The organism is Mesobacillus selenatarsenatis SF-1 (assembly GCF_000813125.1).
GTDB classification, from domain to species: Bacteria; Bacillota; Bacilli; order Bacillales; family Cytobacillaceae; genus Mesobacillus; species Mesobacillus selenatarsenatis.
On sequence record NZ_BASE01000054.1, the window covers coordinates 1 to 22,635 of the forward strand.

General features: G+C 37.7%; 16 protein-coding genes and 1 other RNA gene. 15 read left to right on the forward strand and 2 right to left on the reverse strand.

The window, feature by feature from the left end; genetic code table 11:
• The first annotated feature begins 395 nt into the window (after positions 1-395).
• The 3 genes from secG (at position 396) to rnr (ending at position 4,005) form a co-directional block, all read left to right on the forward strand.
• Positions 396-629, forward strand: a complete 234-nt coding sequence (secG, locus tag TY49_RS11370) for a preprotein translocase subunit SecG (RefSeq protein ID WP_041966032.1) — start codon at positions 396-398, stop codon at positions 627-629.
• 172 nt (positions 630-801) lie between these two features.
• The gene (locus TY49_RS11375) at positions 802-1,548 is read left to right on the forward strand and encodes an alpha/beta hydrolase (protein WP_041966033.1); all 747 of its coding nucleotides are present in this window, start codon (positions 802-804) and stop codon (positions 1,546-1,548) included.
• An 84-nt stretch (positions 1,549-1,632) separates the two neighbouring features.
• Complete coding sequence (gene rnr / locus TY49_RS11380) at positions 1,633-4,005, forward strand: ribonuclease R (RefSeq protein ID WP_041966034.1); 2,373 nt, start codon at positions 1,633-1,635, stop codon at positions 4,003-4,005.
• Between the two features lie 239 nt (positions 4,006-4,244).
• Here rnr and TY49_RS11385 read toward each other — a convergent pair whose 3' ends face one another.
• Positions 4,245-4,457 (reverse strand): hypothetical protein, encoded by a 213-nt coding sequence (locus TY49_RS11385; RefSeq protein ID WP_041966035.1) that lies wholly within the window; start codon positions 4,455-4,457, stop codon positions 4,245-4,247.
• Between the two features lie 161 nt (positions 4,458-4,618).
• Between TY49_RS11385 and smpB the strand changes: the two genes are divergently transcribed.
• The 11 genes from smpB to TY49_RS11435 all read left to right on the forward strand — a co-directional run bounded on the left by smpB (position 4,619) and on the right by TY49_RS11435 (position 20,991).
• A complete protein-coding gene (smpB, locus tag TY49_RS11390) occupies positions 4,619-5,086 on the forward strand; it encodes an SsrA-binding protein SmpB (RefSeq protein ID WP_023613945.1) in 468 nt (155 codons plus the stop codon).
• 148 nt (positions 5,087-5,234) lie between these two features.
• Positions 5,235-5,593: a transfer-messenger RNA gene (ssrA, locus tag TY49_RS24250) on the forward strand.
• A gap of 349 nt (positions 5,594-5,942) precedes the next feature.
• Entirely contained in the window at positions 5,943-7,463 is a 1,521-nt protein-coding gene (locus TY49_RS11395; protein ID WP_041966036.1) for a class I SAM-dependent DNA methyltransferase, read from the forward strand.
• Positions 7,453-8,787 (forward strand): restriction endonuclease subunit S, encoded by a 1,335-nt coding sequence (locus tag TY49_RS24985; protein WP_052442165.1) that lies wholly within the window; start codon positions 7,453-7,455, stop codon positions 8,785-8,787. Before TY49_RS11395 ends, TY49_RS24985 begins: the two co-directional genes overlap by 11 nt.
• Complete coding sequence (locus TY49_RS11405; protein WP_041966037.1) at positions 8,774-11,875, forward strand: type I restriction endonuclease subunit R; 3,102 nt, start codon at positions 8,774-8,776, stop codon at positions 11,873-11,875. The genes TY49_RS24985 and TY49_RS11405 overlap by 14 nt, the downstream gene beginning before the upstream one ends.
• A 271-nt stretch (positions 11,876-12,146) precedes the next feature.
• Entirely contained in the window at positions 12,147-13,460 is a 1,314-nt protein-coding gene (locus TY49_RS11410; RefSeq protein ID WP_041966038.1) for a TniQ family protein, read from the forward strand.
• 39 nt (positions 13,461-13,499) lie between these two features.
• On the forward strand, positions 13,500-16,154 hold the full coding sequence (locus tag TY49_RS11415) for a TnsB C-terminal domain-containing protein (RefSeq protein WP_041966039.1): 2,655 nt from the start codon (positions 13,500-13,502) through the stop codon (positions 16,152-16,154).
• Between the two features lie 67 nt (positions 16,155-16,221).
• Positions 16,222-17,364, forward strand: coding sequence for an AAA family ATPase (locus TY49_RS11420; protein WP_052442166.1), 1,143 nt, complete (start codon positions 16,222-16,224; stop codon positions 17,362-17,364).
• 79 nt (positions 17,365-17,443) lie between these two features.
• Positions 17,444-18,778 (forward strand): helix-turn-helix domain-containing protein, encoded by a 1,335-nt coding sequence (locus TY49_RS11425; RefSeq protein WP_232310447.1) that lies wholly within the window; start codon positions 17,444-17,446, stop codon positions 18,776-18,778.
• A gap of 230 nt (positions 18,779-19,008) precedes the next feature.
• A complete protein-coding gene (locus TY49_RS11430) occupies positions 19,009-20,568 on the forward strand; it encodes an ankyrin repeat domain-containing protein (protein WP_041966041.1) in 1,560 nt (519 codons plus the stop codon).
• A gap of 114 nt (positions 20,569-20,682) precedes the next feature.
• Positions 20,683-20,991, forward strand: a complete 309-nt coding sequence (locus tag TY49_RS11435) for a hypothetical protein (protein ID WP_041966042.1) — start codon at positions 20,683-20,685, stop codon at positions 20,989-20,991.
• A gap of 147 nt (positions 20,992-21,138) precedes the next feature.
• Here TY49_RS11435 and TY49_RS11440 read toward each other — a convergent pair whose 3' ends face one another.
• Complete coding sequence (locus TY49_RS11440; protein WP_041966043.1) at positions 21,139-21,384, reverse strand: hypothetical protein; 246 nt, start codon at positions 21,382-21,384, stop codon at positions 21,139-21,141.
• Between the two features lie 220 nt (positions 21,385-21,604).
• Here TY49_RS11440 and TY49_RS11445 point away from each other — a divergent pair, with 220 nt between their 5' ends.
• Positions 21,605-22,630 carry a nucleotidyltransferase domain-containing protein gene (locus tag TY49_RS11445; RefSeq protein WP_041966044.1) on the forward strand — a complete coding sequence of 342 codons (1,026 nt, stop codon included), beginning with the start codon at positions 21,605-21,607 and terminating at the stop codon, positions 22,628-22,630.
• Positions 22,631-22,635: the final 5 nt, after the last annotated feature.

The following is a 22,635-nucleotide window of genomic DNA, read 5'->3' on the forward strand; positions in this document are numbered from 1 at the left end:
CAAAATGTCTAATAAAAGGGGGTTAATGGACATTTTGAGTTTGGAGTTCTTTCAAAATGTCTAATAAAAGAGGTTTAATGGACGTTTTGAGCAAGGAATTCATTCGAAATGTCTAATAAAAGAGGTTTAATGGACATTTTGAGCAAGGAATTCATTCGAAATGTCTAATAAAAGAGGTTTAATGGACATTTCGATTAAGGATGTCACTCAAAATGTCTAATAAGCAAACACTGTTGGGCGTGCTGCTACTAAAATCAATTTAATGAGTAGAACTCTACCTCTCATCTCCCTTTGTTTTAAATATTAAATCCTCAACAATTCAGACAAGTATTGTTTCATTCCTTAAAATGTGATAAATTTAAAATACTGTTAGCAGTTTTATCGGGAGGTACGTCATGCATACATTGTTAGTTGTTCTTTTAGTGATCGTCAGCATTGCTCTTATTGGAGTTGTTCTTCTTCAATCAGGCAAGAGTGCTGGTCTGTCCGGTGCGATTTCCGGCGGCGCTGAGCAATTGTTCGGTAAGCAAAAGGCAAGAGGCCTTGACCTTGTCTTGCACCGTGTTACGATCGTGTTGTCTGTTTTATTTTTTATCTTGACTATTGCCGTTACTTATTTCGAACTATAATACACACAATGACCCGGCTTCAATAGAGGCCGGGTTTTATTGTGTTTACATAAGCAAAATCCTCACATATTTCTGATGAATGTGGGTATTTACATATATAAAGGCTTTTAATTGAATGTTATAAGCATGTTTGTTAAAACTAAGTAAGATATCTGATAGAGGGAGTAGGAAAATGAGAAAGTTAGTGCCAAGACCTTTTACATTTAAAGCTGGAAAAAGAGCGGTATTGCTGCTCCATGGATTTACCGGCAATTCTGCAGACGTCAGAATGATGGGCCGATTTTTAGAAGGAAAAGGATATACATGCCATGCGCCTGTTTTTAAAGGACATGGTGTCCCGCCTGAAGAACTGATACATACTGGTCCTGAGGATTGGTGGCAGGATGCGCTTAATGGCTACGAATTCCTGAAAAGCGAAGGCTATGAGGAGATTGCTGTAGCTGGTTTATCACTAGGCGGCATCCTTTCGCTGAAACTCGGATATACCAAGCCACTCAAGGGAATCGTGCCAATGTGCGCGCCAATGCATCTTAAGACGGAAGAGTTGATGTACCGCGGTGTGCTTGAGTATGCGCGCGAATATAAGAGGATGGAAGGCAAGCCTGAAGAGCAAATCGAGGCGGAAGTAAAGGACCTCGAACAGAAATCGATGGCCACTTTAAAAGACCTCCAGGAACTGATCAAGGAAGTCCGAGGAAGCATCGACTTGATATATACCCCGACCTTTGTTGTCCAGGCCCGGAATGACATCATCATCGATCCTGACAGCGCCAATATCATCCATGACAACATCGAGTCTGAACATAAAAAGTTGAAGTGGTATGAGGAATCAGGCCATGTCATCACACTTGATAAAGAGCGTGATCAGCTGCACGAGGATGTTTACGAGTTTCTTGAGTCATTAAATTGGAAAGAATAAAAACATAGAAAAATTTATTGAGTTGTTTTTCACACCATGAGCGACAAAATTACGAAAATAGCCCAATAAAGGAGGGATTTATTAATGGATGAGAATATTAAAGGCCATATAGACAGGCTATTGCATTATATGAAGGATGAAGCTTACAAACCTCTTACAGTTCAGGAACTCGAAAGCGCCTTTGGAATCGAGGACTCCTCGACATTCAAGGATTTTGTTAAAGCGCTAGTGGTTATGGAGGAAAAGGGGCTAGTCGTCAGGACTCGAAGTGATAGGTACGGACTCCCTGAAAAAATGAATCTCGTACGCGGACGCTACAGTGCCCATGCCAAGGGGTTTGCTTTTGTCATCACAGAAGAACAGGGAATGGATGACGTCTTCATCCCGCCCAATGAAACAAGCAATGCAATGAATGGGGATACAGTTCTTGTACGAGTTTCATCAGACAGCTCTGGGCAGCGCCGAGAAGGCACTGTTGTACGTATCATTGAGAGAGGTGTCTCGCAAATCGTTGGTACCTATACCGAAAGCAAGCACTTCGGGTTTGTGATTCCTGATGATAAAAAGTTCACGAGTGACATCTTCATTCCTAAAGAGGCTGGAATGGGTGCAGTCGAGGGGCATAAGGTCGTCGTAAAACTGACGAGCTACCCTGAAGGCCGCAAAAGTGCTGAGGGTGAGGTTACCGCGATTCTTGGTCATAAAAATGATCCTGGCGTCGATATCCTGTCGGTTATTCACAAGCACGGACTGCCAATGGAGTTCCCGGATGAAGTTCTCAAGCAGGCGAATGATGCGCCTGACCAGATTAATGAGAGTGAGATTGCGAACCGCCGCGACCTGCGTGATGAAGTCATCGTGACGATTGACGGCGCAGATGCAAAGGACCTCGATGATGCAGTCCAGGTTACAAGGCTTGAAAACGGCAACTATAAACTTGGTGTCCATATCGCGGATGTTACGTATTATGTAACCGAGGACTCACCGATTGACCGCGAAGCAGAAGACCGTGCGACGAGTGTTTATTTGGTTGACCGGGTCATCCCGATGATTCCGCACCGCTTATCGAACGGTATTTGCTCGCTGAATCCGAAGGTCGACCGACTGACGCTTTCTTGTAATATGGAGATCGCTCCAGATGGACAAGTGGTAGACCATGAAATTTACCAGAGTGTCATCAAAACGACTGAGCGAATGACGTATTTTGATGTGAACAGGATTCTTGTTGATCAGGACGAAGAAACTCGCTCACGTTACGATTCTCTTGTTCCAATGTTCGAGATGATGGAAGAGCTTGCTGCTATCCTTCGTAAAAAAAGGATGGAAAGAGGCGCGATCGATTTTGATTTTAAAGAATCAAAGGTACTGGTTGATGAAGAAGGCCACCCAACGGAGGTCGTCCTGCGAGAGCGTTCTGTCGCTGAAAAGCTGATTGAAGAATTCATGCTGGCGGCGAACGAAACGGTAGCTGAGCATTTCCACTGGCTTGATGTGCCATTCATCTATCGTATTCACGAAGATCCAAAAGAGGATAAGCTAAGAAAGTTCTTTGATTTCATTACAAACTTCGGATACCTTGTCAGAGGATCTGCAAATGGAGTGCATCCAAGAGCGCTGCAGGAAATCATCGAGGAAGTCCAGGGCAAGCCGGAGGAAATGGTGGTTTCAACTGTCATGCTCCGTTCGATGCAGCAGGCGAAATACTATCCTGAAAGTCTTGGACACTTTGGTCTTTCAACAGAATTCTACACGCACTTCACATCACCTATCCGTCGTTATCCTGACTTGATTGTCCACCGCTTGATCAGGACCTACTTGATCGATGGCAAGCTTGACCAGGCAACGAAGGAAAAATGGAATGCGATGCTGCCGGATATCGCAGAGCATTCATCTAACATGGAACGCCGCGCAGTTGAAGCCGAACGTGAAACAGATGAGCTCAAGAAAGCGGAGTACATGGAAGACAAGGTTGGAACGGAATACGATGGAATCATCAGTTCCGTTACGAACTTTGGGATGTTCGTCGAGCTTCCTAACACAATCGAAGGCCTGGTACATGTCAGCTACATGACGGATGATTATTACCGGTATGATGAACGCCACCTGGCGATGATTGGCGAGCGAACAGGCAATGTCTTTAGAATCGGTGATGAAATTACTGTCCGAGTCATCAAGGTAAACAAAGATGAGCGCTCGATTGATTTTGAAATCGTCGGCATGAAGGGCACGCCAAGACGTGAGCGTCCGGCCCAGCCAAAGATCTTCAAAACCGGCAGCAGCGACAAAAAGCCGCGCCGCGGTAAAGAAGAAGAAGGCAAGCGAGGCGGCAGAGGTTCAGGCGGAGGCAGAAATGGCTCTGGTACCGGTTCAGGCTCCGGTTCAAAACCAAAGAACAAGAAGAAAAAATTCTTTGAGAACTCTCCGGCCGCTAAACGAAAATCAAAAAAGAGAAAATAGACAACCTAAAAAAAGAGAGCTCCTGGTGAAGGGGCTCTCTGTTGTCCTAGTGATACGAAGTACAAATTTTACTTTGAAAATTGTCTAGCTCCAGCGCCTAGTCAGTTTTCTTCCCTGAGAGAGCTTCTTAGAGTATCTTGCGAGAAGCGTTAGCTTTGAGCAGCTCGAGTCGCTTGTCTAGCTGCGGCTCCTAACTCCTCGAGACGTTTCGGTCCTGCCAATGAAGTCAAAAAGCGACTTCACTGTCTGGCCCTCCAACGCTTGTCGGAGTTGGGTAGTCGCCTCCGCTTTGCGAATTGTCTAGTGTCGCCTCCTAGAAACTCCGAAATTTCAACTCCGCCGGCAGAAGCAAAAAACACTTCTTTGTCGGAGTCTCCAGTTTCTGCGTTTCTGGACAGTCGGCTATACATTTCAATTTCGATCCGCCCAATGAAGTCAAAGAACGACTTCACCGGTCGACCCTCTGAGGCACAGGACGTGCAGACCCGCCAGCCACAGGATGTGGCGTTATAGGCGGGCGGCGCTTGTCGGGGCTGACCAAGGCGCTTTCGCTTTTAATTGTGGGAGAATGGGATATTTGCTAAAATGAGAGAAATAGAAGGGGGAAGTTTTAATGCCAAAAGGTGAGGGTAAAGTCGTCGCACAGAATAAAAAAGCAAACCACGACTATTTCATCGAAGAAACTTATGAAGCCGGAGTGGTCCTTCAGGGAACAGAGATTAAATCAATCCGTAACGGACGCGTCCAGCTAAAGGATTCATACGCAAAAGTCCATAATGGTGAGTTATTCTTATATAACCTTCACATCAGCCCATATGAACAGGGAAACCGTTATAACCATGATCCGCTGCGCACAAGGAAGCTATTGCTCCACAAACGGCAAATCGCCCAGCTGATTGGTGAAACGAAGGAAGCAGGCTATGCGCTTGTACCATTGAAGATTTATCTGAAGAACGGTTATGCGAAAGTTTTAATCGGTCTAGGTAAGGGTAAAAAGAACTATGACAAGCGTGAAACTCTGAAGAAGAAGGAAGCAGGCCGTGATATAGAGCGTGCATTCCGCGAACGCCAGAAAATGTAAGCTTGTCAACTGAGGAAGAGTGTACCAGTTGAAAAAAGTACTCAGTGTGTTATAATAAGAACTGTCACCACGAGTGACACATTACTTAATGCTCGGCTTAACCGAGTTCTCCTAACGTCTGTATCATGTATACAGCAACCTTTTATATGGGGACGTTACGGATTCGACAGGGGTAGTTTGAGCTTAGGTGGCGAGTCGAGGGGATCGGCCTCGTAAAAACGTCAACGCCTATAACTGGCAAAGAAAACAACAACTTCGCTTTCGCAGCTTAATACTGCATAGCGGTTCGCCCCTCCATCGCCCATGTGGTAGGGTAGCGGACTCACTCTAAGTGGGCTACGCCGGATTCCACCGCCTGAGGATGAAGGAAGAGAACAACCAGGCTAGCTGGCCGGCCGCCTGTCGGTAGGCAAAAGGACCAGCGAATCGCCAATATGCCGACTACACTCGTAGAAGCTTAAGTGCCAATATCTTTGGACGTGGGTTCGACTCCCACCGTCTCCACCAATACATATGTTGGTGGATTTTTATTTTTTGTAACTTAAAGCATAAGTTTGCCAATTGGCAGGCTTATGCTTTATTTTATTTTTGGCAAACTTATACTTTATTTATGATGATTAATGAACCATAGAGATAAGGCCAAATAGTCTACAATTAGTAAAATGTGTTTATAACTACGAAGTAAAATTAAACCTGCAAAACGCTATGATGAATCGCTTTTTGTAAAATAAATTACATTTATATCGTAGTGATATGGTCATTACATGGTACTATTAATATAAATGTGTATTTATGTCTAAGTATATTCTTAATTTATATTCAGATGACAAGACACTAATTTTATAGGAGGTAAAGTATGTCAACAGCAAACATTGGTTATGAAGAAAAGTTGTGGTTAATGGCAGATAAGTTAAGAGGAAGTATGGATGCCTCTGAATATAAAAATGTTGTATTAGGATTATTGTTCTTAAAATATGTATCTGATGCTTTTGAGGAGAAATACGCTGAATTACTGGTAGACGAGTTTGCCGATCCTGAAGACCAGGATGAATATCTAGCGGAAAATATATTTTGGGTTCCTAAAGAAGCCCGTTGGTCATATATAAAGGAAAATGCTAAAAAACCGGAGATAGGTCAAATCATCGACCAGGGTATGATTTCAATCGAAAAGGAAAATGATTCATTACGTGGGGTACTTCCTAAGGACTATGCACGCCCAGCACTTGATAAGGCTAGACTAGGGGAAACCATAGATTTGTTTTCCTTTAAAGTCGGAGATAAAGGTAGCCGTTCCAAAGATGTTCTTGGAAGAGTTTATGAATATTTCTTAAGCAAGTTTGCAAGTGCAGAAGGAAAGAACGGTGGAGAATTCTATACCCCTACATCTATAGTGAAATTATTAGTTGAAATGCTCGAGCCATATAAGGGGCGCATATATGACCCATGTTGCGGTTCGGGTGGCATGTTTGTCCAGAGTGAAAAATTTGTAGAAGAGCACCAAGGACGTTTAGGTGATATTGCTGTTTATGGTCAAGAATCAAACCCTACAACATGGCGTTTGTGTAAAATGAACCTTGCAATTCGCGGAATCGATGGAAATATTGGAGAACATAATGCTGATACTTTCCACAATGATCTTCATAAAGGATTAAAAGCTGACTATATCCTTGCCAATCCACCTTTTAACATCAGCGACTGGGGTGGGGAAAAACTTCGAGATGATGTCCGCTGGCAATATGGTATTCCGCCAGCGGGAAATGCAAACTATGCATGGATTCAACATATGGTTTCTAAGCTTGCTCCATCTGGAACTGCAGGTTTTGTCTTAGCGAACGGATCAATGTCTACAAGCACAACAAGTGAATTAGAAATTCGTAAAAATCTTATTCAGAACGATTTGATTGAATGTATTGTCACTCTTCCTGGACAGCTTTTCTATTCAACACAAATACCAGTGAGCTTATGGTTCTTAACTAGAAATAAAGCAGCCAAAGGGCAAAGGGATCGTAAAGAAGAAATCCTCTTCATAGATGCTCGGAAAATTGGCTTCATGGCTGACCGTACTCATAAAGAACTTTCCAAAAAGGACATTGCTAAGGTAACAGAAGTTTTCCATGCTTGGCGGGGTAAAAATGGACAATCCTATGAAGATATTGCGGGATTCTGTAGATCAGTCTCCATTGGTGAAGTTCGAGAACATGAGTATATTCTGACACCAGGCCGGTATGTTGGATTAGAAGAAGTCGAGGAGGATGGTGAGCCTTTTGAAGAAAAAATGCAACGTCTTACTACTGAGCTTGCTGAACAGTTAGCAAAATCAAAAAAACTAGAGAGTGAGATCCGTCAAGCACTTGGGGGCATTGGATATGAAATCTAGTCTGAAATTAAAAAACCTAACTATAAAAATAGGAAGTGGATCTACTCCACGAGGTGGAAAAGATTCGTATCTTGAAGAAGGCGTAATTAGTCTAATCAGAAGCCAAAATGTATATAATCATGAATTTACAACGGATGGTAGAGTTTTTATTTCAGAAGAACAAGCTAAAAAATTGAATAATGTTACACTACAGAAAAACGATGTATTACTTAATATTACTGGAGACTCAGTAGCAAGGTGTTGCATAGTTCCAGAAACAATTCTGCCAGCTAGGGTTAATCAACACGTAGCTATTATTAGGTGTGATACCGAGTTGTTAAATCCTCACTATCTTTTAGCGGTGTTAACATCTCCATTAATGCAACAATATCTTTTGTCCATAGCCCAAACTGGAGGGACGAGAGCTGCATTAACCAAAGGAATGATAGAGAATTTAGATATTCCTTATGTTCCTCTAATTATTCAAAATCAAATTGGTAATCTATTGAATAACATAAATTCAAAAATTGAATGTAATAATGCTTCTATCTCTACACTAAATCAACTTACACAAACAATTTTTAAATATTGGTTCATCGATTATGAATTTCCGAATGAACATGGTGAACCATATAATACTAGTGGAGGGAGTTTTAAAGAGAGCGATTTAGGTTATATCCCCACTGGGTGGGAAGTAAGAAGTTTAGGAGAGCTAATTGAATTTCAAAATGGCTATGCTTTTAAAAGTAAAGAATTATTAAAACAAGACACTGGTGATACCTTTCATGTATTTAAAATGGGTCATATTAACAAAGGAGGTGGCTTAAACAAATCAGGTACCAAAAGTTATATCGAAAGAGAAAAATGTAAAAGGTTAAATAGATATATAATAAAAAAAGGCGATTTATTAATGTGTATGACAGATATGAAAAGTAATGTGGCGTTACTTGGACATACTGCTCTTATGGATGAAGATGACAAATATATATTAAATCAACGAGTTGGGTTAATAAGGACATATAACCCAGAAATATTAAACTATTCTTATTTATATCTTTTGACAAATAGCCCAGATTTTATTGAAAATCTAAGAAATAGAGCTAATAGTGGAGTACAAGTAAATCTCACTACAAAGGAAATTAAAGACTCATTAATAGTCGTTCCTAATTCTAGTGTGCATAAGAAGTTTGATTTATTAGTATCAAAGTTATTCGATAAGATATTTCTTTTGAATCATGAAAATGTAATTCTAAAGAATTTAAGGGATAGTTTACTTCCAAAAATCCTTTCAGGAGAAATCGAAATTCCATTAGAAAGCGAGGAAATGGAACATGTACAGCTTTAATGAAGATGAATTAGAGCATGCTACGCTAGATTGGCTTGAAGAGTTAGGATATGAAGTTGCAAATGGTCCGGTTCTTGCTCCTGATGGCGATTCTCCAGAGCGGCAGGACTATTCCACTGTGTTTTTAGAAGGGCGTTTAATAGACGCTCTTTCTCGTATTAATAATAATGTGAAAATTTCGGAAATTGAGGAAGCAGTTCGGAAAATAACAGTTCCTCAGCATCCCAATCTTTTGATTAACAATCGTGCTTTTCATCGATTAATTACCGATGGAGTTGATGTTGAAGTTAGAGAAGAGGATGGCCGTAATTCAACAAAGAAGCTTTGGTTATTTGATTTTAAGAACCCTAAGAACAATGACTTTTTAGCTTTAAATCAGTTTACCATTATTGAGGGTTCATTAAATAAGCGCCCTGATGTAATATTGTTTATCAACGGGTTGCCGATGGTTGTATTCGAATTGAAAAATTCCACTGATGAACATGTTGGGATTTCTCAAGCTTATAACCAACTTCAAACCTATAAAAAGACGATTCCTTCGTTGTTTCACTACAATGCCTTTATGGTTACAAGTGATGGAGTAAATGCGCGTGCAGGTACACTTTCTTCAAATGAAGAACGTTTCATGATGTGGAGAACGATTGATGGACAGACTACTGCACCTAATAATATTCCACAATTAGAAGTTTTAATTAAAGGGATGTGTCAACCTGCCGTTCTAATAGATTTGATTCGTCATTTCATTCTGTTTCAGACCGATGGGGAAAAAATAGTAAAAATCCTTGCTGCATATCATCAATATTATGCAGTAAATAAAGCGGTTGAAGAGGCTAAGCGTGCGGCCGGTGAAGATGGTGACCGGAAAATTGGAGTCATTTGGCATACTCAGGGATCAGGAAAAAGTTTATCCATGGTCTTCTACACAGGAAAACTTGTCTTAGAAATGAACAATCCAACTATAGTTGTTTTAACAGACCGAAATGATTTGGATGATCAGCTATTTGCAACATTCAGCCAATCTAGTGATCTTCTTAGGCAGTCTCCCAAACAAGCAGAGAAACGCACCGATTTAAAGGAACTGTTAGCTGTTGAATCAGGAGGTATTATTTTTACCACCATGCAAAAATTCGCGCCTGAAGAAGGTTCAGATAAAATGGGCGCGTTAACTGAACGTCGAAATGTTATTGTTATGGTGGATGAAGCACATCGGTCCCAGTATGGATTTCAAGCACAAATGCAACGTAACTCTTCTGAAGCGAATGTAAAATACGGCTTTGCAAAACACCTTCGAGATGCTTTGCCAAATGCGTCTTACGTAGGATTTACGGGAACACCTATTGAAGCCACGGATAAAAACACACCAGCGGTATTTGGAAACTATATCGATATTTATGATATGACTCAAGCTGTCGAAGATGGTGCGACTGTTAAAATTTTTTATGAGAGTCGGATTGTAAAGCTCGATCTTCCAGAGGGTCTTGAGATTGACAGTGAATATGACGAAATCACAGAATATCAAGAAGTAGATGAACGTGAAAAGTTAAAGTCCAAATGGTCCAGGTTAGAAGCGCTTGCAGGTGCAAATGAAAGACTCAAACGTGTTGCTAAAGATGTAGTCAATCACTTTGAAAATCGCCAAGAAGCAATTTTTGGAAAAGCAATGATAGTTGTTATGTCCCGTAGGATAGCCATAGATCTATATAAGGAGATTGTAGCTCTACGTCCGGAATGGCATTCAGAGGACGATGACAAAGGGGTTATTAAAATTGTCATGACGGGATCCTCAAGTGATCCTGAAGAATGGCAAGGATTTATTGGTAATAAGCGTAGGCGTGAATACTTAGCTAAGAGAATGAAAGATACGAATGACGAGTTAAAACTTGTTCTGGTTCGTGATATGTGGTTGACTGGTTTCGATGTGCCATCAATGCATACTATGTATATCGATAAACCGATGAAGGGACATAATTTGATGCAGGCAATTGCCCGTGTAAATCGTGTCTTTAGGGATAAACCTGGCGGTTTGATTGTTGATTATATAGGAATTGCTGATAGTTTGAAAGAGGCATTAAAGCAATATACAGAGAGTGATCGTGAAAACGCTGGAGTCGATACATCGGTCGCTCTAGACCTTATGATGGAAAAATATGAATTGATACAGAGCATGCTTTACAGTCATGATTATAATCATTTTAACTCTGAACGTCCTACTGAGCGTATGAAAGCCATCATTGAAACTGTCGATTTTGTTATTGGTCTAGGGGAAGAGCAAAAGAAGTCATTCCTCCGTCTTGTTACAGAGTTAGCCAAAGCCTTTGCCCTGTGCTCCACAGAAGAGGAAGCACAAGAGTTGAACGCCGAAATTGGTTTCTTTAAAGCAGTTAAATCTGGAATTATAAAGTTGCTTCCTGATGATAAGAAAAAGAAAACTTCTTCACAGTTGGATGCGCAAATCAATCAGCTTATATCTAAGTCGGTTATTTCAGATGAAGTTGTTGATATTTACAGTTCACTCGGACTGGAGAACCCAGATATCTCTATACTGTCCGATCAATTCTTAGCAGATGTGCGTGCATTACCACATAAAAACCTGGCAGTCGAATTGTTAAATCGTTTGCTGCAAGGGAAGGTAAGAAGTGTTCAACGTACGAATCTTGTACAAGCTAAGAAGTTTTCTGACCTGCTGAATAACGCTATTAATAAATACAATAAACGAGCAATTGAGACTTCGAAGGTAATTGAAGAACTAATTGAATTAGCCAAAGAAATGAATGAATCCTACAAGCGTGGTGAAGAAACAGGGCTGATTAAAGAGGAAATAGCATTTTATGACGCGCTTGCATCTCATGAAACAGCTGAAGAGGTTTTAGGTGACGAAATACTAAAAGCTATTGCCCACGAACTTTCCAAGGCTATCAAGGAAAATATGAGTATTGACTGGAACCTACGCGAATCAGCCAGAGCAAAAATGCGTATTACAGTCCGAAGACTGCTTAAAAAGTATGGTTATCCGCCGGATTTACAGAAGATGGCTGTTGAGACAGTTGTAAAGCAGGCTGAGTTAATGGCAGAAAACATAGAGGTTTAGAAAGGTTCCAGGTTAATATAAAACTTGTCACTAAATAGACAAAATGATTATCGACTACTTTAATTCTTTTTATGATACTATTTGGGTGTAAGTCGAGTTGTCTTTTGACGAAAATATTTTGAATATGCCCGGAAATTGAATGGGAAGAATCTGACGCTGAGGAAGAACCACAGGTCGCACTAATTTATTTAGTGCGGCCTTTTTTGTTGGAAAATTAAAGGAATAGAATGAATGTTATTTGGAATAATACCTCAAAAAAAGAGGTTTATCCATGACATACCAATCCTTTTTAAAAAAACGATCAATTCTATACGATATTTCTCCTATTGGTGTAGGTTCGGCTGAAGTAGAAAGCATAACTAGTTACTTAATCAGACTCTCATACGAGCATAATCTATCAGTAGGACAGATTGTTAGTAAAGTGTTAGCCCCTTTAATGAAAAAAAACTCTTTATTAAGGAGTAGTCGAGAAGGAGGGAATCGATTTTATGATGGAGCCAAAACCTTAAATGGATATATGGAATACTCAGTTGATTTAGTAAATACTATTGAGTCGGCAACAGGTAGAGGTAATTTAGGAATTTTAACTCTACAAAAGTGGAAAGAGGTAATCCCTTTAAGAGAGCTACTAGATGAATCTCTTTCTTGGTGTCCTTATTGTTTACGAGAATCGAGTGAGAGCCAACAAACAATTTACTATCCTATGATTTGGAACTTTAAAATCATCACAACCTGTGTTCATCACCAGTGTGAGTTGTTAAAGGTGTGTGTAAATTGTAACAATAAAATTCCTATACTTCATAGACATTCAATTATTGGCTTGTGTCCAAATTGCGGCTCTAAACTAGATCAATTTTGTTCACCGATAGGCGGTAATCGAGAGCAGGATTCTTGGCAATCATTTGTTCTTAAGGAGATAGGAGAACTCCTAGCATTTGATTCTCTAAATGATGATAAACCTATTCGTAACAATATTGTTTCCCAGTTAACGCAAATCAATGATGATGAATTTTCGGGAAATATAACCAGTTTCTCTAAAGCCATAAAAACTCCTAACTCTACAATTAGGAGCTGGATTTCGGGTGATGCAATACCAACATTAGAAAGCCAATTGAGGATTTGTTATGCCCTGAATATTTCCTTAATTGATTTCCTTTTAAATCGATCATTGAGAGTCAGAATGAATTCTCCTATAACGTTTAAGAAGGACAGCAACATAGGGAAAGTAAAAAAGTTTGATCGGGAATTAGCTGAAAAGAAACTAAATGAATACCTAACAGGAAATGAAATTATCTCTATGACTCAAATAGCTATCGAGATTGGATTTAACAAAAGGGTTTTATACAGAAATTTTCCTTGGTTATGTCGTCAATTATCTAAAAGGTATATGGATTTGATTAGTATACAAAAAGAAAAGCGGTTACAGGGACTAAAGGGAAAAGTTAATTTTGCAGTTGAAACTTTGGTTAAGCAGGGAAATTATCCAAGTAGGCGAAAGGTTGAAGGTTACTTAAAGCTACCTGGACTATTGAAAGAAAGAGAGATCCAGGAATTCTGGAAGAAATTAATAACTGATAAAAGATAGTTATTTAACAAAGTTCAGAAGCGTATGGAGGTATTTTAGATGTTAACAAAAGAGCAGTTTAATCAATGGGCAGAAAACTCTGGATTACCTGAAAAGGCGATTAAAGAAATACAACTTATCAGGAATTCTCCTCCAGCAAGGCGAGTAGGTGGCGGGAAAAATAATGTACCTGGTGACCTCAAGAGTGCAAAAATGGGGTTCAGCATTCAATTTGAGAGTAATGATGTCGAGTTACCTACTGTATATATGATGGAAATAGATGAAAATATACTTGAGTATTATGATCAGCCACCATCCTTAAAAGTCAATTATGTAAATGACATTGGTCGTAATATTGGCTATATGTATACACCTGATTACTTTGTCATTAGTAAAAGTGGTGCTTACTGGATAGAGGTAAAAACGGAAGGTGACCTAATAAAGCTATCGCAAAAAAAGAATTCTAAGTACTTCAAAGACAAAGATAAAAGATGGCGCTACTCACCAGGTGAAGAATATGCAAAAAGACTAGGGTTGGACTTTAAAGTAATTTCAACTGAAGTCTTTAGCTGGACATTCATCAGGAATATGATGTTCTTAGAAGACTATATTGTGGATAAAGAGACGATAGTTAGTGAAGCTCATAGGTTGGCAATTCAGGAAAAGCTCATGGGCAATCCGGGTATATCCTTGTATGAAATGATTCATGATTCTGAGGGTAAATATACTGCAGATGATATTTACTATCTAGTAGCAAACCAATCAATTTATGTGAATCTTAATAAATATTTATTGGCTGAACCTATAGACACAAAGATTTTTATAAACAGGTCTCAAAATAAGGCCTTTAATAATCTGCTTGAGTCTACCAAAGAAATTAAGGTTCCGGCAAAGATTGAGTTGTCTATTGGTAACAAGGTCGTTTGGGGCGAGGGACAAATTTGGACGATCCTCAATAAGGATGCAAGTAGTATTTACTTGCTATCCGAGCAAAAGGTCGATATTAAAGTACCGTTAGATATCTTTGAAAATTATGTAAATGATGGTGATATTACTGCCTTAGAAAATGAGAAGGCAATCACATTTAAAGAGGTCGATGAGTTTTTTAGACGAGCAAATGACGATGATCTGGGAGTCGCAAACATGAAATACGACATCGTTCGCTCCGTATTGGAGGGGCAAGATTATGATAAAAAGGGCTACTCAGATAGGACGATAAGAGATTGGGTGAAAAAGTTTAACGATGCGCAAGAGTTGTATGGAAATGGTTTTGTAGGCCTTTTGCCAAAGCATAAGGATAAAGGAAATAAACAAAATCGATTACCTGATAGAACTCATCAACTAATGGATGAGTTAATCTCAAAAAGCTATGAAAACATCAAGTTAAAAACAGCATTAGAAGTACATAGAGAATTAATCGTTATATGCGAGGATGAGGGTGTACCAGCTCCTACTTATCAAAGTTTTTGTGAAAATATAAATAATAGAAGCAAGTATGAACAGGAAAAGAAAAGAAAGGGAGATAGGGCAGCATATAAATACCAGGAGTTCTACTGGGCAATGGAGCCTACAGTTCCTAAGCATGGGGATCGGCCGTTCGAAATATGCCATATTGATCATACACAGTTAGATGTAGAGTTAGTATCTAGTAGTACAGGGAAGAATTTAGGCCGTCCATGGTTAACTTTGTTAATTGATGCATTCACTAGAAAGATATTAGCACATTATATTACTTTTGATGCACCAAGTTATAGGTCAAATATGATGGTAATTCGTGAGTGTGTTAAACGTTACAATCGATTACCTTACTTCTTAGTAGTTGATGGAGGGAAAGACTTCCACAGCATCTATTTTGATACTCTTTTAGCCAAGTATTCTGTTCATAAGAAGACAAGACCAGCAGCTAAAGCGAGATTTGGAAGCGTCATTGAGAGAATATTTGGGATAGGTAATAAAATGTTTATTCACAACCTACAGGGAAATACCCAAATTATGAAGAATGTCCGTCAAGTTACAAAAACTGTTAACCCGAAAAATCATGCGGTCTGGAATCTAGCAGAGCTAAATGAACGGCTAACTTTATGGATAGATGAGGTTTACCATAAGATTGAGCATTCCTCTTTATTCCAATCACCAAATGAACTCTTTAATAGCTCCCTTTTAATGACAGGGAATAGACCTCTTACTTATATTCCCTACGATGAATCATTCATCATAATGACTTTACCTTCACCAAAAAGAAAAATGGTTAAAGTAGATCCAGGTAGGGGAATTAAGGTGAATTACTTTCACTATTGGAATGAAAAATTCCGCAGTCCTAGAATTGAGAGTACCACTGTAGAGGTGAGGTATGATCCATTTAATTTGGGAATAGTTTATGCGTATATTGATAATCGATGGGAAAAGTGCTTTTCGTCGTATCAAGGTCTATTGTGGAATAAAACAGAGAAGCAATTGCAATATATAACAACTGAAATTAGAAAGCAAAAACGGGATCAATCGAGAAACGGTTCTATTACTGCAAAAATGATTGCAACCTTTATTCTAAGAACCGAAGAAATTGAAGATGAGCTTACTGAGAAGCAGAAAGAAATCAAGAAAGTAGAAATGAATTTACAAATAGTTAAAAAGAACGGGGGAGTAGAGGAAAAAAGCAATATTGTAGAAACTCTAATGATCGAAGATGATAAATTTGAGTTTTTCGGTGAGTTCTAAAGACAAACAGTAGTTGGTACTCAACAATGTTTAAAACTAAAGTGACTCAGAGTAAGGTGGGATAGAATTGATAGAAAACGGAAGGGGATTTCCAATTGAATTACTTTCCAAATCTAATGAAGATAAGGAGGAGTTCTTCAGTAACTATACAATAACCCATCCAAAATTATTAGAAGTATACTCCGAATTAAATAGATCAATCAATAATTCTGGGGAGTCAGATATCATCTTAGTAATCGGTCCTTCAGGAGTTGGTAAGTCTCGGGTATTCGAAAAAATGATTGAAAATGTTTACAACGAAATGCTGCCAACGATGGAACTGGATAAATGTATTATCCCATTAGCAGGGATAGAGGTACCTAATCCTGAAACAGGTAAATTCAACTGGAAGGATTTCTATTTCAGAGTATTAGACGCTGTTAATGAACCCCTAATAACTGAAAAAGTAGATGTTGAGAAGTTACTTTTCAAAGACATCGTTAGCAAGAAAAAGATTAGTCCCTATCAACCAGGGACTAGTCCTGAATTAAGAAGATCTATAGAAAATGCTTTTAGGTACAGAAAGCCTAGAGCATTTCTAATAGATGAAGCCCAACATATTTTTAAAACCTCTACAGGAAAAGGATTAAATATCCAATTTGACAGTATTAAATCCCTGGCTAATATGACAAAAACCAAGTTTGTATTGATAGGGACCTATGAGATGAATGAGGTTATCAATCTTAGTGGTCAATTATCCAGACGTGTAAAGGAAATTCATTTCCCAAGATATGATGTACTGGATTCAAAGGATATTAAGCATTTTAGTAGCGTTCTTCATACATTTCAAAAAATTATTCCTGTTGAAGTAGAGCCGGACTTTATTTCAGAGTTTAATTTTCTCTATACTTTCAGTGTTGGATGTGTAGGGATATTGAAGCAATGGTTAGAAAGATCGTTATCCTACTCCCTTGAAAAAAATGAGAAAACAATAACACTTGAAACTTTAAAAAGAAATGCGTTAAAGCCAAGGAAAATTGACACTTTAGTTAACGAAGCCATTTCGGGTGAACAAGGTTTTTCATTTAGTATGGATGTGATTAATTCGATAGAAGAAAAACTAGGTGTTAGGGTGGAACAACAAGTGAAAAAGAAGTCTGGAAATTCAACGCCAGGTAAACGCAAACCGGAAAGAGATACAGTAGGAAGAAACGAAGCTGATGTAGGGTAACACTTCTAGTGATATTGAATTGTTATTTATAACTGCTTGTTCCAATCAATTTCAAAAGGGGAAGTCTAAATTGATTGTTATGCCAGAGAGAAGTATTTGTTATAACTTAGAACCTTATAATATTGAATCAGCTAATGTAGAAAGTCTGACGAATTTCATAAAGAGACTTTCAGAAGAACACGTGATTCCCCCTGGAGCCTTTTTGAGAGAATTTATTCCAAGATATTCAAATGAGGAATCTTACGAAGAAAGAAATAAAACTAATACGATTTATAGTAATTTTACAAAGGGTTATGCAATAAATAGTATTGGAAAAAAGGCTGAAAATCTGTCTGAAATTCTTAATATATTGACTGGGAGAGATGATCTTCAGAATTTGACCCTTTTACCATTAAAAACCTTAATAGAGATTAGTGATATTAGAACTAATCTCTATTGGTGTCCAAAATGCTGGGAGAGTGAAAATGGTAGGTATGAAAAGTTAGTATGGAATTTAAAGGTGGTTCGGGTTTGCACCAAACATGGTTGTTATCTTGAGTCGATTTGTCCGAGTTGTAAAAGAAAGATTAAGCATTTAGACACTAGAACTACGAGAGCAGGGTGTAACTATTGCGGTAAGGAAATTCCTAATGATTTAGTTCCTCAGCAGGTCGAAGAATTAGAGTTGGAATATCAAAAATACATATACCTCTGCCTGGATTTTTTAATTTATGAAGTTTTTGCAACTCAGAAGGGGTTAGAAGGTGAGAATCTATATGGCAATATAAAATATCTAATCGAGAATTGTATGGTTGGACTAAGTATTAAAGAATTAGCCATTAAGAGCAACGTGAATAGACATACTATTTTCTCATGGCTAAATGGTTCAAAAAGAATATCCTTGGAAACTCTATTGAAGTTAGCATTTTCACTTGGCGTTCAATTTAGTGAGATTTACTCTTTAAACCTGACTGACATAAAACTTATTAAAATACTAGAATTAAAAACTACTCCAATTTCAAAACTAGAATCTAAAATTGATACTAGCTTAAAGGTTGATATAACAGAAAGAGAAGTTTATTTAGATAAAGTTATCAATGAAAATTCTAATCCTCCTCAATCATTAGAAGAAGTTACTAGATCACTTGGATATAAGAGTATTGAGTCATTAAGAGAACATTTCCCAGAAAAGTGTTCTTTAATAAGTAAAAGGTATAAAGAATATAAAAGAAACTTACGAGAAAATAATGAAAAAGCAATAGAAAATCAAATAAAAAATGAGGTGTATAAGTGTTTTAAAACAGGAGTAAATCCTACGATACAGCATATAGAAGATATAATAGGGATTAACGGAGTATTTATGGCAAAGAGGTTTAGAGCATTTAGAAGACAAACGATAGAAGAAATTCACAAAATAAAAGATCAAGAATTATAGTAAGTGGTAATTTCAATTAATAATAGAGAGGATTGCTATAACTAGTAATCCTCTTTATTCTATTATACAAACCACATATAATTTATAGTTATTGTAGTTATTGATTGAAATAAGAAAATAGATATACACCCTTTGCATATCTAATATTGCCTTTCCTAAGATATATAAATTGATGGTATAATTTAGTAAATGGTATTTAGGCGATGTTATTCAGTAGGGGGTGTTATATTATGCAGAAACGATTAACTGAGGAAGAGTTAATCGATTTTGGGTTTAAAAAAACTAAATTTGGTGGCTTTGAAACCCTGTTTGGAGGCATATGTTTTACGCTTATTTACGACCCTATTCATCAAAGCTATGAACTAATATGGAATATGGTAAGCCAGCGTAGAGCTATAGAAGGCCAGAAGTTATTACCACAACATGCTACGATAAAAACAATTATTATTGAACTTGCTAGAATAAACGACGAGTGTTATGAATTCATTAATTGTAAAACTAAAGAAGAAGCAGAAAAAATGGTTGTGAAAAGGGGGTTCGAGGTTGACGAATCCACTTTCATAGCAGCGATTGAACACAACTACCCTAATTTACTTAAACTTTTATGCATAGCTGGAATCCAACCCAACAAGGTATATATACATGGATATGATATTCTTCAAGCAGCTATTTCTTATTATAAATATCATAAGGATCCTTCGCGTTTAGAAATCGTGCAAATATTAGTCAATAACTCTAATTTTGATGACATAAATTACTATGAGCATGCTTTGGAAGATATAAATTTGTTGAAGGTATTATTAGAAGGAAACATCGACACAGATGGAAAGATGAAAATGGAAGCATTACATCAAAGTGTTGGATTCGATAAATATGATCCTACTCATCTCCTTTTAAACGACGGGGTAAATCCTAACGAAAAAGATAAAAAGAATGAATCCCTAATTAATAAGGCTATTCGGAATGATAATATTGATATAGTTCATTTACTTTTAAAGTCTGGAGCAGACCCTGCAACCGTAAATGTAGATATAAGATATATTCCGGAAGGTATATTATTATTGCTTTTTCAATATGGTATGCCACTGAAAGATGATAAAGTTTCTACTATTCTTAATAAGATAGATTCTAACCTGGATTCTATTGAAGAGTTACTATGTTACTTAATAAAGTATGGTTATACAAAAAAATATATATTGGAAGAGAACAGTAGTGTACTTTTTGGTAGGGTTTCTGACCTTCTTCTTACTGATGCTACAAAAGCAATCGAAATGAATCTATATTGGGAAGAGTATCTCATATTAACTATTTTTCAAACTCTATATCCTGAAATCCAAAAGGACACACAAATAGCCATTATAAGACTTTTATTGAGTGAGTATCGTGATGAAAGTGCAAATAGAAATGAAAAAATACAACTTATTTTTAAAGCGGTTAACCTTCATGACGAACTTAAAAATAATACATTAACTATTTTTTTGAAGAACTTATATTTTTACCATAAAGAATTCTTGTTACCTGAATTACAAGAGGATTTAGAAAATACAAGAGGCTTTTGGGAATCTATTGAAATTGACACTTCCGATGAAGAAGAGGAAACCGTAAGAACATTAATTAGACGACTTAGTAAATATGTACCTTGGATTCCTTGGAGATATTACTTATACGAATATACTGGCTCTGATGAACCTATTACTTGGCCAGAGATAAGAGTTCCTTATTATTTTTCTGGCATTGCAGGTGAAGTATACCAAGCGTATAAGGCAACGAATGAAGTTGTAAAATTTTAAATACGCCTATACAAAAGATAATTGGTACCTAAAAACCGGTATAGAAGAATTAAAGGATCTCATTCACAAAATGAATTTTAATTAATTATTTTTAGCTATCAAGGAGGAATTTTCATGGCAATAGAACGTTTTGAAAATGAGTCTGTTACTCAATTGTATGAAGGCTGGAGAATAAGAAACCCACATGGTTATGTTCTTAACATAAATATTAAGAATCCAGGAACATCTAATTGTATAAACATTATACATAGAGCGGGAGGATGTGCTTCTTTAGATAGCCCACCTATAGTTAATCGTGATCGCCCAGTAACAATTGAACATCCCAAACTTTGCTCAACAGATGCTCAAGAGCTTATTAAAGAAATGCAGGTTAGGAATTTACCATATAAAGCTTGTGGTAGATGTAAGCCCGAAATTTTATAGTTTTTTTTCCTCTATATTAAAATAATTCAAGAAAGTATTAATATGATGGAGTTTAAGGGTTTTTTACGTGCTATACACTAATCTTGTTTATAGAATAATTATCATATATTCAACAAGAAGGTAGAGATTACTCTCTACCCTTTTGTTTTATCGAATCCTTTTTAAAACATATTTACCTTCGTCAACCCGCTTGAATATCTTTTTAAAGTTCTTGCTATGATCAGGACTTGAGGAGTTTGCTAAGAAGACGTTTAAGTAGTTCTCAGGAGGATACCATCCATTAGAGTTCATATGATTTTTTACATCTTGAGCACTAATAGGTTCTTTTAGCTTACCTTTATTAATAGCATCGATTATTTCATTTCCTAGTCCTCTACCATATTTAGGTGCCATCTTACTTACCCCCTTCTTACAATTAATTTTATTAAAAGATGAATAATTTGGAAATAACAATTTGTATATTTAAAGAGAAATAAAGTACGTGAGTTTGAGTTTGTATCTTTTCATGCGATAAGACTATCTAAATTTAATGTATGAGAACGTTTGTTTTGGGGAAGCTGGAATGATATAATAAAAGAAAAATAGGAATATATTTACAATAGGGGGAGTTAATATGGTTTTATGTCAGACTCAGTTCATAAGTTTCCACGAAGCTATTAAGCTAAAAGAAGAGAATGAAGAGCTTGCTTCGAAGAGAGAAATCATACTTAAGCGACTTAGGGATTGCATGCCTGAAGAGGCAAAGTCTTTTGATGTATTCACTCAAGGATCGTATGCTATGAACACAGGAATTAAACCACTTGATGGGGATTTCGATATTGACGTTGGGTTATGGTTTGATATGTCACGTGAGGATGCCGGACCTGTTGAGGCAAAAGAATGGGTGTTCAAGGCACTCGAAGGCCATACGAAGGATGTGAAAATGAAAACCCCTTGTGTGACAGTAACCTATGCTGCCGGTTATCACGTGGATGTAACAGTATATTCAGCCACAAATGAAAACTGCAAGGTATATCTTGCAAAAGGAAAGACAACGAGTAAAAGGGAAGAAAAATACTGGGATGAGTCCAATCCTAAAGATTTAATAAAAGAGATTAGGGATCATCTAACTGATAAGGACGACCGGAGGCAGTTCCGCCGTGTTGTAAGGTATCTAAAAAGGTGGAAAGATGTAAATTTTAAAAGCGCTACTGGGAAACCGTCTGGTATTGCTCTAACCTCTTGTGTATATCATTGGCTTGATATCCAAAAAGATATTGATCTTTTTAACGGAAAGGTTACCTATCGGGATTTAGATGCTCTTATTTCTCTTATACGAAGCATGATTAGCCGTTTCCAGACTGTTTATGAGGTTGAAGGAGGAGAACTTGTCAGTTATCCAAGGATAAATGTCGAATTGCCAGTATCACCGTGGCCTAACTTGTTTGAGCTAATGACTAATAAACAGATGGTAACATTCAAGGAAAAACTGGAGTGTCTCCTTGATGCTTTGGAAGAGGCGAAGGCGAAAAGCGATCCAACAGACGCGTGCGAAATATTAAGAAAGCAGTTTGGCGATGATTTTCCAGTTCCGCCCCGTCCTATGACAGGAAAGAGGTCTGTTGCACCAGCTGTTCTGCCAAGCACGGAATCCGCCTAAGGAGT

Coding starts and splice junctions, on each gene's coding strand:
- TY49_RS11375 (WP_041966033.1), top strand. CDS start 802: ATGAGAAAGTTAGTGCCAAGACCTTTTACATTTAAAGCTGGAAAAAGA.
- TY49_RS11430 (WP_041966041.1), top strand. CDS start 19,009: ATGCAGAAACGATTAACTGAGGAAGAGTTAATCGATTTTGGGTTTAAA.
- TY49_RS11445 (WP_041966044.1), top strand. CDS start 21,605: ATGGTTTTATGTCAGACTCAGTTCATAAGTTTCCACGAAGCTATTAAG.
- TY49_RS24985 (WP_052442165.1), top strand. CDS start 7,453: ATGAAATCTAGTCTGAAATTAAAAAACCTAACTATAAAAATAGGAAGT.
- TY49_RS11395 (WP_041966036.1), top strand. CDS start 5,943: ATGTCAACAGCAAACATTGGTTATGAAGAAAAGTTGTGGTTAATGGCA.
- rnr (WP_041966034.1), top strand. CDS start 1,633: ATGGATGAGAATATTAAAGGCCATATAGACAGGCTATTGCATTATATG.
- TY49_RS11410 (WP_041966038.1), top strand. CDS start 12,147: ATGACATACCAATCCTTTTTAAAAAAACGATCAATTCTATACGATATT.
- TY49_RS11415 (WP_041966039.1), top strand. CDS start 13,500: ATGTTAACAAAAGAGCAGTTTAATCAATGGGCAGAAAACTCTGGATTA.
- secG (WP_041966032.1), top strand. CDS start 396: ATGCATACATTGTTAGTTGTTCTTTTAGTGATCGTCAGCATTGCTCTT.
- TY49_RS11405 (WP_041966037.1), top strand. CDS start 8,774: ATGTACAGCTTTAATGAAGATGAATTAGAGCATGCTACGCTAGATTGG.
- TY49_RS11435 (WP_041966042.1), top strand. CDS start 20,683: ATGGCAATAGAACGTTTTGAAAATGAGTCTGTTACTCAATTGTATGAA.
- smpB (WP_023613945.1), top strand. CDS start 4,619: ATGCCAAAAGGTGAGGGTAAAGTCGTCGCACAGAATAAAAAAGCAAAC.
- TY49_RS11440 (WP_041966043.1), bottom strand. CDS start 21,384: ATGGCACCTAAATATGGTAGAGGACTAGGAAATGAAATAATCGATGCT.
- TY49_RS11425 (WP_232310447.1), top strand. CDS start 17,444: ATGCCAGAGAGAAGTATTTGTTATAACTTAGAACCTTATAATATTGAA.